The organism is Micromonospora sp. NPDC049559, assembly GCF_040676675.1.
In the GTDB taxonomy this organism is placed as follows: domain Bacteria; phylum Actinomycetota; class Actinomycetes; order Mycobacteriales; family Micromonosporaceae; genus JBFAPK01.
Genome location: NZ_JBFAPK010000014.1, coordinates 60,121 through 75,176, shown reverse-complemented (window position 1 = coordinate 75,176; position 15,056 = coordinate 60,121). Strand labels below are relative to the sequence as shown.

10 protein-coding genes are annotated in these 15,056 nt (G+C 74.1%); 6 read left to right on the top strand and 4 right to left on the bottom strand.

Going from position 1 to position 15,056, the window contains the following annotated elements; genetic code table 11:
* Positions 1–179 precede the first annotated feature (179 nt).
* Together AB0J86_RS17425 and AB0J86_RS17420 are read left to right on the top strand one after the other, a co-directional pair.
* Positions 180–923 (top strand): SH3 domain-containing protein, encoded by a 744-nt coding sequence (locus AB0J86_RS17425; protein WP_363858136.1) that lies wholly within the window; start codon positions 180–182, stop codon positions 921–923.
* 124 nt (positions 924–1,047) lie between these two features.
* Entirely contained in the window at positions 1,048–1,608 is a 561-nt protein-coding gene (locus tag AB0J86_RS17420; RefSeq protein ID WP_363858134.1) for a DUF664 domain-containing protein, read from the top strand.
* 132 nt (positions 1,609–1,740) lie between these two features.
* Here the strand turns inward: AB0J86_RS17420 and AB0J86_RS17415 are convergent, their stop codons facing one another.
* Both AB0J86_RS17415 and AB0J86_RS17410 read right to left on the bottom strand, forming a co-directional pair.
* Complete coding sequence (locus AB0J86_RS17415) at positions 1,741–1,947, bottom strand: hypothetical protein (RefSeq protein ID WP_363858132.1); 207 nt, start codon at positions 1,945–1,947, stop codon at positions 1,741–1,743.
* 526 nt (positions 1,948–2,473) lie between these two features.
* Positions 2,474–3,460, bottom strand: a complete 987-nt coding sequence (locus tag AB0J86_RS17410) for a BTAD domain-containing putative transcriptional regulator (protein WP_363858130.1) — start codon at positions 3,458–3,460, stop codon at positions 2,474–2,476.
* A 298-nt stretch (positions 3,461–3,758) separates the two neighbouring features.
* On the opposite strand from AB0J86_RS17410, the gene AB0J86_RS17405 reads away from it, so the two are divergent.
* Entirely contained in the window at positions 3,759–4,967 is a 1,209-nt protein-coding gene (locus AB0J86_RS17405) for a hypothetical protein (protein ID WP_363858128.1), read from the top strand.
* A gap of 13 nt (positions 4,968–4,980) precedes the next feature.
* On the top strand, positions 4,981–5,919 hold the full coding sequence (locus AB0J86_RS17400) for a carbohydrate kinase family protein (RefSeq protein ID WP_363858126.1): 939 nt from the start codon (positions 4,981–4,983) through the stop codon (positions 5,917–5,919).
* On the opposite strand, the gene AB0J86_RS17395 is transcribed toward AB0J86_RS17400, so the two are convergent.
* On the bottom strand, positions 5,863–8,085 hold the full coding sequence (locus AB0J86_RS17395) for a tetratricopeptide repeat protein (RefSeq protein ID WP_363858124.1): 2,223 nt from the start codon (positions 8,083–8,085) through the stop codon (positions 5,863–5,865). The genes AB0J86_RS17400 and AB0J86_RS17395 overlap by 57 nt on opposite strands.
* A complete protein-coding gene (locus AB0J86_RS17390) occupies positions 8,082–8,495 on the bottom strand; it encodes a hypothetical protein (RefSeq protein ID WP_363858122.1) in 414 nt (137 codons plus the stop codon). Before AB0J86_RS17390 ends, AB0J86_RS17395 begins: the two co-directional genes overlap by 4 nt.
* 489 nt (positions 8,496–8,984) lie before the next feature.
* On the opposite strand from AB0J86_RS17390, the gene AB0J86_RS17385 reads away from it, so the two are divergent.
* Entirely contained in the window at positions 8,985–11,636 is a 2,652-nt protein-coding gene (locus AB0J86_RS17385; protein WP_363858120.1) for a tetratricopeptide repeat protein, read from the top strand.
* Between the two features lie 267 nt (positions 11,637–11,903).
* Positions 11,904–14,984, top strand: coding sequence for a discoidin domain-containing protein (locus tag AB0J86_RS17380; RefSeq protein WP_363858119.1), 3,081 nt, complete (start codon positions 11,904–11,906; stop codon positions 14,982–14,984).
* Positions 14,985–15,056: the final 72 nt, after the last annotated feature.

The following is a 15,056-nucleotide window of genomic DNA, read 5'->3' as shown; positions in this document are numbered from 1 at the left end:
GCGGTTCCGCCCACCCTTGGCTGAGATCCACCGGTTCCGTACCGGTACCACTCACGGGAGGCGCCCAGATGTCGTACTTCACCAGGCGGCGGATGCCGTTAGCTACCAGACGGGGATGGGGCGCCGAGGCGTCGGCCCTGGCGTCCGGGCGCCGCGCCGGCCGACGGTTGGGCCGCCGGGTGCTCGCCGGCGCGGGGCTGGCCCTCGCGTCGGTGCTGCTGCTCGCCAGCCCGGCCGCCGCCGCGGTCAACGGTACGGTGCGCACCTCCGGCATTGCGCTCAACGTCCGCTCCGCCCCGAGCACCTCGGCCAGCATCGTCGGTACGGTGGCCAACGGCGCCACCATCTCGATCGACTGCCAGATCACCGGCACGACGGTGACCGGCTACTACGGTACGAGTTCGCTCTGGGACCACATCGCCGGCAAGGGCTACGTGTCGGACACCTACGTCTACACCGGCTCGAACGGCTGGGTGGCGCCGGCCTGCGACGCGGGCGACGGCGGGGACACGTCCGAGTGCGACGTGTCGACCATCCACAACCCGCGCACCTGCGCGGAGGCGGTCACCTGGGCGAACCAGCACATCACCACCAACTACGTGGCCGACTACTACCAGCGCTGCGACCACATCATGGGGCTCGCCTACGGGTACAGCGCCAGCGGCTTCGCCTCAGCGAAGGTGCACTGGGAGAGCACCCCGAGCCAGTACAAGCACCCCGGCGACCGCGACGCGCCGGTCGGGACGTTGGTCTTCTTCACCACCGGCCAGTACGGCCACGTCGCGATCGTCACCGCCCCCGGGCAGTTGGCGTCGAACGACATCCACGGCAACGGCACCTTCACGTACACCACCATCGCGGAGCTGGAGCAGCGGTGGGGCGCCGGCTACCTCGGTTGGACCAACCCCTGGTTCAACCACTGACCGGTAGAGCTGGAGCAGCGGCGGGCCGTCTTCCCGGTGCGGGGAGGGCGGCCCGCCGTCGCTTCCCCCGGGTACGCCGAAGGCGAGCACCACCGGGGCTTTCCCGTGCGGGAGGCGGCCGGCCATGGTTGAGTGGATCGTGCAGGTCGAGCCGCGACTGGTGAGGGGGCGAGCGGTCATGACGGGCGCGGACATCCTGGTCGACGCGTTCGGGCGGATCCGGGAGCTGGTGCACGATGTCGTCGACGGGCTGACGCCGGAACAGTTGGCCGTCCGGGTCGACCCGGAGGCGAACTCGATCGCCTGGCTGGTGTGGCACCTGACCCGCATCCAGGACGACCACGTGGCCGACGTGGCCGGTACCGGGCAGGTCTGGACCACCGACGGCTGGGCCGAGCGGTTCGGGCTGCCGTTCGACCCGTCGGACACCGGCTACGGGCACGGCGGTGACGACGTGGCGGCGGTACGGGTCGACGCCGAACTGCTCGCCGGATACCACGCCGCGGTCAGCGAGCGCACCGTCGCGTACGTCTCGAAGCTGCGCGACGAGGAGTTCGACCGGGTCGTGGACGAGGCCTGGGATCCGCCGGTGACCCTCGGCGTCCGGCTCGTCAGCGTGGTCGGCGACGACCTCCAGCACGCCGGTCAGGCGGCGTTCGTCCGGGGCATCCTGCTCCGCCGCTGAGTCCTGGCCCCGGAGGTAAGAACCGCCGCCACGGCCGCGGTGGCGGCGGTGACGGCAGCAGCGGCAGCGGACCTCGGGGTGGAGCGGTCCGTCGTCGGGTGATCCGGTCGGCTCACCCGCGATGAGTCGCTCTCAGTCGAAGTGGGCGTGCGACTTCGCGTCGTCCGCACCACGGACGGTGGCCACGGCGACGGCCGCGGCGAGGCTGTCGCCGCTGGCAGAGGCACCGTCAGCACTGGCAGCCGAGGCGGGACCCGCGAGAAGTACCGCCACGCCGGTGGCCACCCCCGCGGCGCTACCCACCGCCACGATCCTGAGCAGCCGTCCGAGCGTACCCATCGATTCGTTTCTCCTTCTGCCAGCAAGGGGCGTTCGCCGGTCGGCTCGGTGAACCCCGCCGGCCGGCATTTCTGTGACTTCGCTGAAGGACGCGACTCCGTTACCACCCGTGGAGCCAAGCGTTGATTACTACGCGCGCACTACCGATACGAGTCGCCGCAGCAACGCAACGTCCTCCCCTCAGGAACCCGTACGTACGCGGATAACACCGAAGGTCGCCGCGCAGGGAAGCACGCTAGCACGACCTAGGTCATCTCGGCTAATTTCCCACGATCTATTGGTTAGCCGGATGACAAGGACGTACGTTGTCAAACCAGGCAAGCGCTTCTACCTGCAATTTCTCTCGGACCGGCGGCATCGACGGGCACCGACCGGCCGCTGGGGGCGCCCGCTGACCAGCGGTTCGGGGTGGTAGCGGCACGATCGGGGACCCAGCGACGCGCAATCCTTGGCACGCCACACCTTCGCGGCCGGCGCCAGCCGGCACCGCCGGCGGGCCGGCGCCTCGTGGCCGACCCGGCGACGGCTAGGACTCGACGATGTACTGGTCCCCGCCGGCCTGGTAGATATTGCCGTGCGAGATTGCCGTCATCGATACCAATGGCATGGGATCAGCGGTCCCGGAAACGGTCGGCCGCTCCTTTGTCCCGGCGTTCTCGTCCCGCCCCGAATTCGCGCCCTCCGACGGCGTCGGCGAATCACTGCGGGCAGTTCCGTCCACCAAACGGCGATCGGTCCGGACCGATTCTTCTTCGATCAGCTCGCGGTTACCCGCCTCGGCCATCAATCGTCGGGCGAGGGTACCGACGGCGGGCGAGGGCCGGAGTTGCACCGCCTCCCACATTCGCCGTTCCGCGCGTTCCAGGAATTGCGGGACGTCCGCGTGTCGCCCGCAGTACGCGAGGCCGTAGAGGCCCAGCTTGATCAACCGGTCGGTGGGCACCACCTCGTCGATCAGCTGGTCGACCCGCCCGGCGACCGCGTCGTGGGCGCCGATCCTGAGTTGCTGGTCAAGAAGTCCGCACCACGCCTCCAGCCGCTCCCGCCGGAGCAGATCCCGGCGTCGATCGGCCCACTCTCCGGTGACGCCGGTCAATGGATCTCCATCCCATTGATCCAGCGCGCGACGGTACGCGGACACCGCCTGATCATTTTCCGCCCGCGCGGCCAGGGCGCGCGCCGTGGTGATCGAATCCGCGAACCGGTGATAGTCGACCGCGCTGCGCTCGACGCGCAGCAGGTACGCCCGAGGCCGCCTATTGACCAGCCAATCGCGCGCCCCGCCCGCCCGCTCCACGACCCGTCGCACGGCGCGGACGTACGACGCGATGGACTCGTCCGCCTTCGCCGGAGGCTCGTCCCCCCAGACCCGCTCGACGAGCGTCTCGACGGGGATCGGGCGGCCCGGTTCGAGCGCGAACACCGCGAGCACGCAGCGCTCGCCGGCCCGGTCCAGCGTCAGGAAGCGGTCGCCCGCGCGGATCCCGACCTCCCCCAGTACCCGCAGGTCCATGCCGCCTCCCACCCGGAGCTGGCCCAGCTGCCGTCGCTGGCAGTGTCACACCAACCGGCGCCGATCGGCAGTCGACATTTTTTCGCCGCGCGACGAGGCCGCCGAGCTGCGCCGTCCGGACCGCCGTCCGGACCCGCGTCCGCTCTCGTGTCCGGACCGGTGCCCGGGGTGGCGTCGCAGCCTGGGTCCACCTCCGCGGAGAGCGGGGACGGGACAGGGAGGCGAGAGTGAAACGTCCAGAGTGGAATTGGCGCGCGCCGGCCGGACCGGCGGCGTCGCGGTGCGGACGGGGCGCGCGGTGAGCGCGCGGGAGTGGTTGCGGGTACCGGTCGGCCGGGACGCCGACCGGTGGCGGACCGCCGCGACCCGACGGACGGTCCTCGCGGTGGTGCACACGATGGCCACCGCCGGGCACGTCCTGGACGCGGCCGAGCTGGTCGAGAGCGACACCCGGGTCCAGACGGTCTTCACCCAGGCACCGGACCTGTTCGGCGGCGGCGTGGCCGCGCACCTGCGGGACCTAGGTGCGGTCGTCGTGCCGTGGCGGCAGGCGGTGCAGACCCGCTTCGACCTGGTGCTGACGGGCGACTGCGCCGGGGTGCACGAGCTGGCCGGGCCGGTGGCGATGCTCGCGCACGGCATCGCGAACAACAAGCTGGCGCCGGCCGCGCTCGGCGGACCGGCGAGCGGGCAGGTGGTGGGGCTGGCCGCGCCGTGGCTGACCTGGTACGGGCGGCTCGTACCGGCCCTGGTCGCGCTCTCCCACGCCGACGTGCTGCCGGTGCTGGCCCGGCAGTGCCCGCAGGCGGTACCGGTGGCGGCCGTCACCGGCGACCTCTGCCTGGACCGGCTCCGCGCGGCCCGGCCCGGGCGGGAGGCGTACCGGCGGGCGCTCGGCGTCGAGCCGGGACAGACCGTGGTGGCGGTCAGCTCGACCTGGGGCGCGGACTCGCTGCTCGGAAGCCACTGGCGGACGCTGTTCGACCTGCTGGCGCAGCTGCCGCCGGACCGGTACGCGGTCCGGCTCGCGGCCCATCCCGCCGTCTACTGGGGACACGGCCCTCGCCAGGTACGGGGCTGGCTGCGCCGCGAGCAGCACCCGGGGCTGCGCGTGGTGCACCCGTCGAGCTGGCGCGGCCTGGTTGCGGCGGCGGACGTGCTGATCGGCGACCACGGCTCGGCCACCACGTACGCCGCCGCGGCGGGGGTGCCGGTGCTGCGCGCCGTCGCCCCGCCCGGTGCCACGGCGCCGGGCTCCCCGACCGAGCTGCTCGCCCGGCTGGCACCGGTACTGACACCGCACCGGCGGCTGTCCGACCAGCTCGACCAGGCCCGGTCGGCGAGCCTCGCGCCGGACTACCCGGCGGTGGCCCGGGCCGTGACCTCCGAGCCGGGCCGGGCCGCCCGGCTGCTCCGCGCGCGGCTCTACCACCTGATGGCGCTCGCCGAACCGGACGGCGACGCGCCGGCCGTACCGCTGCCCGCGCCGCTGCTGGCCGACGGCTGAGGGGACGGTCGTGATGGGAAGCAAGATCGTGGTGGCCGGGGTGGCCAGCCTGGCCGTGCACCTGGCGGTGGAGGAGTTCCCGGTGCGCTACACGCCGGTGAGCACGCCGGCCTGGATGGAGACCGGTCCCGGGGGCGCGGGCGCGCAGATCGCCGGGATCCTGCGGGCACTCGGCGACGATGTCGACCTCTGTACCGTCGTCGGCCCGGACCCGGCCGGCAGCCTGGTCCGGGCCCAGCTGCGCGCGGCCGGACTGGACGGTCCGGGCGTGGTCGACGGGCCGGCCTCCTCGCAGACCGTGGTGCTGGTGGCGCCGGACGGCCGGCGGATGGTCTACCCACACCTGGCGACGGTCAACGCCGTGCGCTATCCGGAGGAGCTGTTCGCCCAGGCCGTCACCGGCGCCGACCTCGCTATATTGACAAATACCGATTTTGTACGCCGGCTGCTGCCCTCCGCCGTGCTGCGGGGCGTACCGATCGCGGTGGACGTCAACGTGATCGCCGACGTGAACGAGGAGTACTACCGGCCCTGGCTGGACGTCGCCGACGTGATCTTCTGTAGCGACGAGCGGTTGCCCTGCCCACCGCCGGAGTGGATCGCCCGGGTGCTGACCCGCTACCCGGGCGCCGCCATCGCGGCCGTCGGCTGCGGCTCCCGGGGCAGTCTGCTCGGCCTGCGCGACGGGCGGCTGGTCCGCGCCGGTGCGGTCGCGCCGCTCGGCGTGCGCAACACGTCGTCGGCCGGCGACTCGCTCTTCGCGGCCTTCCTGCACGGTTGGCTGGCCACGGGAAATCCGGTCGAGGCGCTCGCCGACGCGGTCGTCCTCGCGGGCTGGCGGATCGGGCACCGGCAGCCCACCTCCGTGCTGCTCAGCGAGGCGGAGCTGGCCGGGCTACGGCTGCGGCACCCGGTCCGGGTCAGCGTCGACCGGTGGGACCAGGGCGGTTAGCTCGCGTACCCGCGCGGCCTCGGCGTCGCCGAGCCGCTCGTAGATCCGCGACGCCGCCTCCAGACGGGTACGGGCCTCGGCGAACTCGCGTCCGGCCAGCGCGAGTTCGCCGAGGCGGTGCAGCGCCTGGGCCTCGCCCCGGGGCGAGTCGAGGCGACGCAGCTCGGCCAGCGCGGCGGTCAGCTCGGCGCGGGCGCTCACCCGCTCCCCCAAGGCCCCCAGCGCCCGGCCCAGCTCGACCCGGACCCGGGCCGCGTTGTACGGGTCGACGCCGCCGAACTCCGCGAAGATCGCCTCCGCCTCCCGCAGGTACGCGACGGCCTCCCGGTACCGGGCCGACTCGGTGCCGACAGTGCCGAGGTTCAGCAGGGCCAGCCCGCAGCGCCGCCGTTCCCCGAGCTCCCGGCAGAGCCGAAGCTGCCGGTCGAAGTGACCGACCGCCTCCGGGTAGCGGCGCTGGGCGAGCGCCACCGTGCCCAGCCCCTCGTACGCCGAGGCCTGCCCGTACCGGTCGGCCAGCTCCCGGCTGAGGGAGAGCAGGCGGGTGAACAGCTCCCCCGCCTCGTCCAGCCGGCCCACGTCGAAGTGCCCGAACGCGAGCCGCCGCAGCATTCGGGCCTCGCGTTTCCGGTCGCCGAGCGCCTGGGCGCACCGCACCGCGAGCCGATCCACCCGCAGCCGGTCGGCGTGGTGGCGGTGGTGGTGGAACAGCGGCCACATGGCGTACGCGAGCTGCCAGGCCAGCAGCGGCAGCTCCGGCGCGGCGGCGGCGACGGCCGACACGAGGTTCGTCCGCTCCCGCTCCAGGAAGCTCAACGCCGCGTCCCGGTCGGCCAGCGCCACGGCGTCGGGCGCCAGCAGCGTCAGCGCCGGCTCCGGCTCGCCCCGCCGGTACGGGGTGAGCAGCCGGTCGGCGGCGAGCGCGCCGGCGAGGTACCACTCCAGGAGGCGGCGGGTGAGCAGCGCGTGGTCGGGCTCGGCGACGGCCCGCTGCCGGGCGTGCAGCCGGACCAGGTCGTGCATCCGGTACCGCTCGTCCCCCGGATCCTCGGCGACGCCGGTCTCGCCGAACGCCCCGGTCTCGCCGGCCGTGCCGACCTCGCCGAGCAGGTTCGCCTCCAGCAGCGCGTCCAGCAGCTCGGCGGCCTCGTCCGCGGAGACGTCCAGCCCGGCCGCCACGACCGGAACGCCGAACTCGGCCCCCGGGTGCAGCCCGAGCAGCCGGTAGCAGCGCGCGACCGGCGCCGGCAGCCCCCGGTATGACAGGTCGAAGGTGGTCCGCACGGTCGCCTCCCCCGGGCCGCCGAGGGCGTGCAGCCGCCGGCTCTCCTCGGCCAGCTCGCCGGCCACCCGCCGCAGCGGCCAGCGGGGCCGGGTGGCCAGCCGCGCCCCGGTCACCACCAGGGCGATCGGCAGCCCGCCGCAGAGGCGTACCAGCGACGATGTCGCCTCGGGCTCCCCGGCGGTACGCTCCGCGCCGACCGTACGGGCCAGCAGCTCGGCCCCGGCGTCGGCCGGCAGCGGCTCCAGCGGCAGGAACCGCGCCCCCTCGGTGGCGAGCGCGCCGAGCCGCGACCGCGCGGTCACCAGCACCGCGCAGCCGGGCGAGGCGGGCAGCAGCGGGCGCACCTGTGCCGCCGAGACGGCGTTGTCGAGCAGGACGAGCAGGCGCCGCCCGGCGGCCAGCGACCGGAACAGCGCGGACCGCTCCCCCGTCTCGACCGGTACCCGCTGCGCCGGCACCCCCAGCGACCGCAGCAGCCGCCCGAGCGGCTCGCCCGGGGCGGCCGGACCCTCCGGGTCGAAGGCGCCGAGCTGCGCGTAGAGCTGCCCGTCCGGGAAGCGCGCGGCGGCGCGGTGCGCCCAGGCCAGGGCCAACGCGGACTTGCCCACGCCGCCCACCCCGGTCACCACGGCCAGCGGCGGGGCGGTCCCACCCGCCGCGAGGCACCGGTCCAGTTCGGCCAGCTCCGCCGCCCGGCCGACGAGGTGCGCGGGCGGCGCCGGTACCTGTCGAGGGGCCGGAAGTTCCGTCGCGGGCTCGTGGAAGTGGACGCCCCCGTACACGGCTCCGGCCTGGACGGTCGGTCCCGCGATCGTGCCGCGCAGCACGTTGCTGACCTCGCCCGGCGCGGTCGCGGCGGTCTCGGACCGGGAGTCCGTCATCGGCGGCCCGGGTCGACCGGGGCGGGAGCGCCGAAGACGATGCCGCCCTGCACGTCGCGCGCCTGCACCACGGTGCCGCTGACCGGGCCGGACGCCTGGTTGACCACGCCGCCGTCCACGGCGGTGGAGCCGGTCTCGCGCAGGCCGCGCCAGAGCCGCCCCAGCTCGTCGGCGAAGCGGGGGTCCCGGCTCGCGGCGCGCTCCAGCGCGGCGGCGAGGTGGCCCACCCGGTCGTCGTCGGCCGGTTCGGCCTCGGCCGAGTCGAGTACGGCGGACTCGTCGTGGTCGCGCAATCGGCCGCGGACCAGCCGGACGAGGGCGGCGAGGGCGCTCCGGCCTCCCTCGGTCAGGCCCTCGGCGGCCTTGGTCGCGACCGCCGTCGCCACGGCGAGCATCACTGGATCGGTCACCATCCACCTCCGGCGAGAGGGCCAGTACCCCACGCTACCGACCGGACCACCGTCGAGTAAGGCACCAAATACCGAGAGTGCCGTACCGATGCAATTTCCACGGAGTCAAGCGCGTCGATGGACGTGAATACGTGAAAGAGCGTGACGGAATCGGGTGAATGAGAGGGTTATCCGATCATTACTCATCGGCCGACACCGAAGGTAGTCACTCGTCACGGCCGGTCAGGATGCTGACGCCCCGATCAGTCCGCCGCGAAAGACCCGACATAGCAGGCAGCGTGGGCCGTCGGCGATGTCTGGGCACCATCGACTTGCCTCTCTACCTTGAGCCTCAGGATCACTTTTAGTCAGGGGGAGCATCGTGCTGGCAGGAGCAGGAAAGCACACCATTATGTCCATCCCGACGTCGTCGCGTCCGGACGCCACCGCCGTTCCGGCGCCGGCCGGCGGCAGGTCACTCGACGGATCACCCACACCGGACCGACCGTGATGGCCGGCGCGTGCGAGCAGCCCCGGCCGGAGCCGGCCGGCGGGCCGGAGCCGGCCACCGCGCCGGGCGCGCGGAACCTGCGGGCCTACGGCACCGACCGGGTGTACCAGGCCGCCGGGAACCAGTACATCTACCAGAAGCCGCCGCCGGCGCCGGCCACGGCGAGCAACATCCTGCCGCGCGACACGCCCGCGTTCACCGGCCGCGAGCGGGAACTGCGGCGCCTGCTGGATCGCGTCACGGCGCCGGACGCCGACGGCGCGCCGCTGCCGATCTACACGATCGAGGGCATGCCCGGGGTCGGCAAGAGCGCGCTGGCCGTACACGCCGGACACGTGCTCGCCACCCGCTTCCCGGACGGGCAGTTCTTCATCGACCTGCACGGGTACACGGCCGGCCGGACCCCGGTACGCCCCGCCGAGGCGCTCTACGCCCTGCTCTGCGCCGACGGTGTGGCGCCCGCCCGGGTGCCCGACGGCGTCGACGCGCGGGCCGCCTCCTGGCGCGGCCGGATGGCCGGCAAACGCGCCCTGCTGATCCTCGACAACGCCGCCGGCCGGTGGCAGGTCGAGCAGCTGCTGCCGGGCGGTGCCGGCTGCCTGGTCCTGGTCACCAGCCGGCGCCGGCTGGCCGGTCTCGGCGCCCAGCAGGCCGCCGAGACGCTGTCGCTCGGGACCCTGCCGCCCGAGGACGCCACCGCGCTCTTCTCGACCGTGGCCGGTCGTCCCGGCGGCGACGAGGCGGACGCGGTCGAGGAGCTGGTCCACCGCTGCGGCCTGCTGCCGCTGGCCATCTGCCTGCTCGCCGCGAAGCTGCGGCCCGAGCCGGGCTGGCGGGTCGCCGACCTGGTCCGGGAGATGGGCCCGGCCCGGCACCCGCTCGGCGCCATGCGGGCCGAGGACGTCGCCGTCGACGCGGCCTTCGACCTGTCGTACCGGTTGCTGCCGCTCACCCGGCGGCGCTTCCTGCGCCGACTCAGCCTGCACCCCGGTCCCGACCTGGACGCCTACGCGGCGGCCGCGCTCGACGGCACCACGCTGCAGCGGGCGCGCCGGCAACTCGACGCGCTCTACGAGGACCACCTGCTGGACCAGCCGGTCCTGGGTCGGTACCGGCTGCACGACCTGATCGGCGAGTACGCCCGGGCGAAGGCCGACGACGATCCGGGCCGGGAGCGGGACGACGCGGTCGGGCGCCTGCTGGACTACTACCAGCACGGCGCCCACCTTGCCGACCGGCGATTGTCCCGGCCCGGGCGGCCGGCCGGCGGCGCGGCGGTGCGGCCCGGGCCGGCGGTGCCCGAGCTGCCCGACGACCGGATGGCCGCCGCGTGGCTGGAGCGCGAGCGGGCCAACCTCGTCGCCTGCGCGACCCTGCTCCACCGGGAGCCCGAGCCGCGCCGCCTGATCGACCTCGCCGCGGCCCTCGCCGCCTACCTGCGCAAGACCGGGCCGTGGGAACAGGCCATCGCGCTGCATCGCGCGGCGGCGCGGGCCGCCCTCGAGACCGGTGACCCACTGGCCGAGGCCGACGCCCGGCGCGAACTCGGCCTGGCGTACGGGTTGACCGGCCGGTACCCGCAGGCGGAAGAGGCGCTGGGCCAGGCCCTGGAGCTGTACCTGCGGCTGGGGCGCGACGACCGGCGGGCGAACGCGCTGACCCAGCTGGCCACCCTGCGCCGACGGCGCGGCGAGCCGCTCGCCGCCGTGGCGGAGCTGGAACAGGCTCTGGCGCTCTGCCAGCGCCTCGGCGACCCGTACGGACACGCGGACGTCCTGGACGAGCTGGGTGTGGTGCGCCACCTGACCGGGGACCACGCGGGCGCGGTACGCATCCTGCGCGAGTCGCTGGCCATCCGCGAGGAGCTCGACGACGACCACGGCCAGGCGAGCACGCTCAAGCAGCTCGGCACGCTCCAGCAACGCAGCTGCGAGTACCGCGCCGCCAAGGAGGCGTACGAACGCGCCCTGGTGCTGTACCGCCGGCTCGGGGACCGCAACGGGCAGGACCGGGTCCTCGGCCTGCAGGGGCTGGTGCTGATCGAGCTCGGCGAGCACCGGGCGGCCGAGCGGACGCTCACCGAGACGCTGCGGCGGCATCGGGAACTCGGCTACCGGCAGGGCGAGGCGCACGCCCTGAACTACCTGGGCGACCTGCACAGCCGAACCGGCGAGTACGCGGCCGCCGAACGGGAGCTCGCCGAGGCCCTGCGGCTGTACCGCGAAATCGAGGACCCGGACGGCGAGGCCGACGCCCTGAACCTGCTCGGCGTACTCCTGCGCCTGCGCGGGGAACACGGCGCCGCGCGTGACGCCTGCGAGCGGGCGTTGGCGCTGTTCCGGCGGCGCGGTCTCTGCCTGGGCCAGGCGGAGGCGCTGAACCAGCTCGGTCTGCTCCTGTTGACCGGTAACGAGCCGACCGAGGCCGCCGGCCGGTACCGGGCGGCGCTGCGGCTGGCGCGACGCGCGGGCAACCCTCGCGAGGAGGCGCGCGCGCTGGCGGGGATCGGCCGCTGCGCGCAGCGCCTGGGCAACTCGCGGGACGCGGCGCAGAAGCTGCGCCAGGCCCGCGCGATCCACGAGCGGATCGGCGCGGTACCGGAGGCGTGGGCCGCGTCGGACGGCGAGGTGCTCCTTCCGGAGGCGAGCTGACTCCCGCCGCGGCGGGCCCCGTGCCCGACGGCACCGGCCGCCGGGCACGGGGCACGAGGCGCGGAGGCGCGAGGGCGCGGGATCGACTGTCTTGACAGTTTGGAAAAGTCGGCGTAACACTTCGACGGCGGGACGGAGAGCGCTCTCCAAGCGCGACCGCACCGCGCCCGGCACGCCACCCCGACCGGCGACCCCGCTCCCCCACCCCCACCCGCCGGGCCGTGCCGACCGCCCCGCCAGCCGCCCCCTCCAGGCAGGAGTGCACCCGTGAAACCGGCTTTCCCGCCCCGCCCCGACCGGTGGCCGATCCCGCCCCGACCCTGGCGAATCCTGCTGCCGGTCGCCCTGGCCGCGCTGCTCGCCGCCCTGCTGACCGGTACGCCGCCGGGCGCCGGGGCGGCACCGTACGCCGCCCGCGCCGCGGCGGCCGACTGCGGCACGACCGACGCCGCCCAGGGCCGCCCGGCGACGGCCTCCTCGGAGGAGGGCGCCGGCACCCCGGCCGCCGCCGCCTTCGACGGCGACCCGAACACCCGCTGGTCGAGCCAGTTCTCCGATCCGCAGTGGATCCGGGTCGACCTCGGCGCCGTCCGGTCGATCTGCCGGGTGCTGCTGCGCTGGGAGGCCGCGTACGGGCGGACCTTCGCGATCCAGACCTCGGTGGACGGTACGAGCTGGACCGACGTCTACACCACCGGCAGCGGGCCGGGTGGCGTGCAGGACCTCACCGTCGCCGGCTCCGGCCGCTTCGTGCGGATGTACGGCACCGCACGGGCCAACGGCTACGGCTACTCGCTCTGGGAGTTCGGCGTCTACACCGGCACCGACGGCACCCCGACGCCCGGGCCGACCGGCTCCCCCGACCCGGTGCCCGGCAGCTGGACGACGGTGTGGAGCGACGACTTCACCGGCGGCGCCAACAGCTCGCCGTCGGCCGCCAACTGGCTGCTGCGCACCGGTACGCAGTATCCGGGTGGCGCCCCGAACTGGGGTACCGGCTCGGTCGAGACCGCCAGCGCGGGTACCGCGAACGTCTACCTCGACGGCGCCGGGCACCTCAACATCCGGGCGCTGCGCGACGGCGCCGGCAACTGGACCTCCGGGCGGCTGGAGACCCAGCGGGCCGACTTCGCCCCGAACCCGGGCGAGCTGCTGAAGTTCAGCGCCGTGTTGCGGCAGCCCGACGTGGCGGTCGGCCTCGGCTACTGGCCCGGCTTCCGGGCCACCGGCGCCGCCTACCGGGGCAACTTCACCAACTGGCCGGGCGTCGGCGAAACGGACATCATGACCGACGTCAACGGCCGGGACCAGCTCGCGCAGACCCTGCACTGCGGCACCGCGCCGGGCGGGCCGTGCAACGAGTACGACGGCCGGACCAGCGGCTTCGCCAGCTGCGTCGGCTGCCAGGGCGGCTACCACGAGTACAGCCAGGTCATCGACCGTACGAAGACCGACGAGGAGATCCGGTTCTACCTCGACGGGCGGCAGACCTGGGTCGTCCGGGAGAGCCAGGTCGGGGTGACCGCCTGGCGCGACGCGGTGCAGCACGGGTTCTACCTGCGGCTGGACCTCGCCATCGGCGGTTCGCTGCCGAACGCGGTCGCCGGCCGCACCACCCCGACGCCCGAGACCACGTCCGGCGGAGTCCTCAGCGTCGACTCGGTCTCCGTCGCCCGCGCCAGCGGGACCGTACCGGCGGCGATGACCGACCCGGCCACCCCGGCCGGCCCGAGCGTGGTACGGGTGACCGGCTCCCAGGGCAACTGGCAGCTCCAGGTCAACGGCGCGCCGTACGAGGTGCGCGGGATCACCTACGGCCCACCGCAGGGTGCCGCCGACGGCTACCTGCGGGACCTGCGGAACATGGGCGTCAACACGATCCGCACCTGGGGCGTGGACGACGCGCAGACGCCGGTGCTGCTCGACCGGGCCGCCCAGCAGGGCGTGAAGGTCATCGTCGGGCACTGGCTCAACCAGGGCGCCGACTACGTCAACGACACCACCTACAAGAACAACGTGAAGAACGAGATCGTCGCGCGGGTCAACGCCCTGAAGAACCGCCAGGGCGTGCTGCTCTGGGACGTGGGCAACGAGGTCATCCTGACCATGCAGGACCACGGCCTGCCCGCCGCCGAGGTGGAGGCCCGGCGGGTGGCGTACGCCAGGTTCGTCAACGAGGTGGCCGTGGCGATCCACGCCGCGGACCCCAACCACCCGGTCACCTCCACCGACGCGTGGACCGGCGCCTGGCCCTACTACCGGACGTACGCCCCGGCGCTGGACCTGCTGGCGGTCAACTCGTACGGCGCGATCGGCACGGTGAAGTCGGACTGGATCGCGGGCGGCTACACCAAGCCGTACCTGATCACCGAGGGCGGGCCGGCCGGCGAGTGGGAGGTGCCCGCCGACGTCAACGGGGTGCCGTCCGAGCCGACCGACGCGCAGAAGCGGGCCGGCTACACCGCGAGCTGGAACGCGGTGCGGTCGCACCCCGGCGTGGCCCTCGGGGCGACCGAGTTCCACTACGGGCTGGAGAACGACTTCGGCGGGGTGTGGCTCAACACGACCACGGGCGGCTGGCGCCGGCAGGGCTACCACGCGCTGCGGCAGGCGTACACGGGCCAGGCGTCGGCGAACACGCCGCCGGAGTTCGGCGCCATGACGGTGACCCCGCAGACCGCGGTGCCGGCCGGCGGGCAGTTCACCGTGGACGCGCCGGCCACCGACCCGCAGGGCGACACCGTCCGCTACAACCTGATGTTCAGCGACAAGCACATCACCGGCAACACCGGCCTGCGGCACGTCCGCTTCACCCAGACCAGCCCCGGCCACTTCTCGGTCACCGCGCCGGAGCAGCTGGGGGTCTGGAAGGTCTACGTCTACGCGTACGACGGGCAGGGCAACGTCGGGATCGAGCAGCGCTCGTTCCGGGTGGTGCCGCCCACGGTCCCCGGTACCAACGTGGCGCTGAACCGGCCGGTCACCGCCTCGTCGTACCAGCCGACCGGGCCGAGCGGCCCGCAGCTGCCGGCGTACGCCGTCGACGGCGACTACGGCACCCGCTGGGCGAGCGACTGGACGCCGGCCGAGTGGATCCGTATCGACCTCGGCGCGAACACCACCTTCGCGCACGTGCTGCTCGCCTGGGAGGCGGCGTACGCGAAGTCGTACCAGATCCAGACCTCGCCGGACGGCGACACCTGGACCACCGTCTACTCGACCACCAGCGGCGACGGCGGCTTCGACCGCGTCGACGTGGCCGGGTCCGGCCGGTACGTCCGGATGAACGGCACCGAGCGCGGCACCGGGTACGGCTACTCGCTCTGGGAGTTCGGCGTCTACCGCTGAGGCGGTGCTGGGGAGGGGCCTTCCGGGGTTCCTCCCCAGCGGACCCGCGCGGCGGGAGAGCGCTCTCCCAGC

Coding starts and splice junctions, on each gene's coding strand:
- AB0J86_RS17395 (WP_363858124.1), bottom strand. CDS start 8,085: ATGACGGACTCCCGGTCCGAGACCGCCGCGACCGCGCCGGGCGAGGTC.
- AB0J86_RS17385 (WP_363858120.1), top strand. CDS start 8,985: ATGGCCGGCGCGTGCGAGCAGCCCCGGCCGGAGCCGGCCGGCGGGCCG.
- AB0J86_RS17400 (WP_363858126.1), top strand. CDS start 4,981: ATGGGAAGCAAGATCGTGGTGGCCGGGGTGGCCAGCCTGGCCGTGCAC.
- AB0J86_RS17410 (WP_363858130.1), bottom strand. CDS start 3,460: ATGGACCTGCGGGTACTGGGGGAGGTCGGGATCCGCGCGGGCGACCGC.
- AB0J86_RS17415 (WP_363858132.1), bottom strand. CDS start 1,947: ATGGGTACGCTCGGACGGCTGCTCAGGATCGTGGCGGTGGGTAGCGCC.
- AB0J86_RS17420 (WP_363858134.1), top strand. CDS start 1,048: ATGGTTGAGTGGATCGTGCAGGTCGAGCCGCGACTGGTGAGGGGGCGA.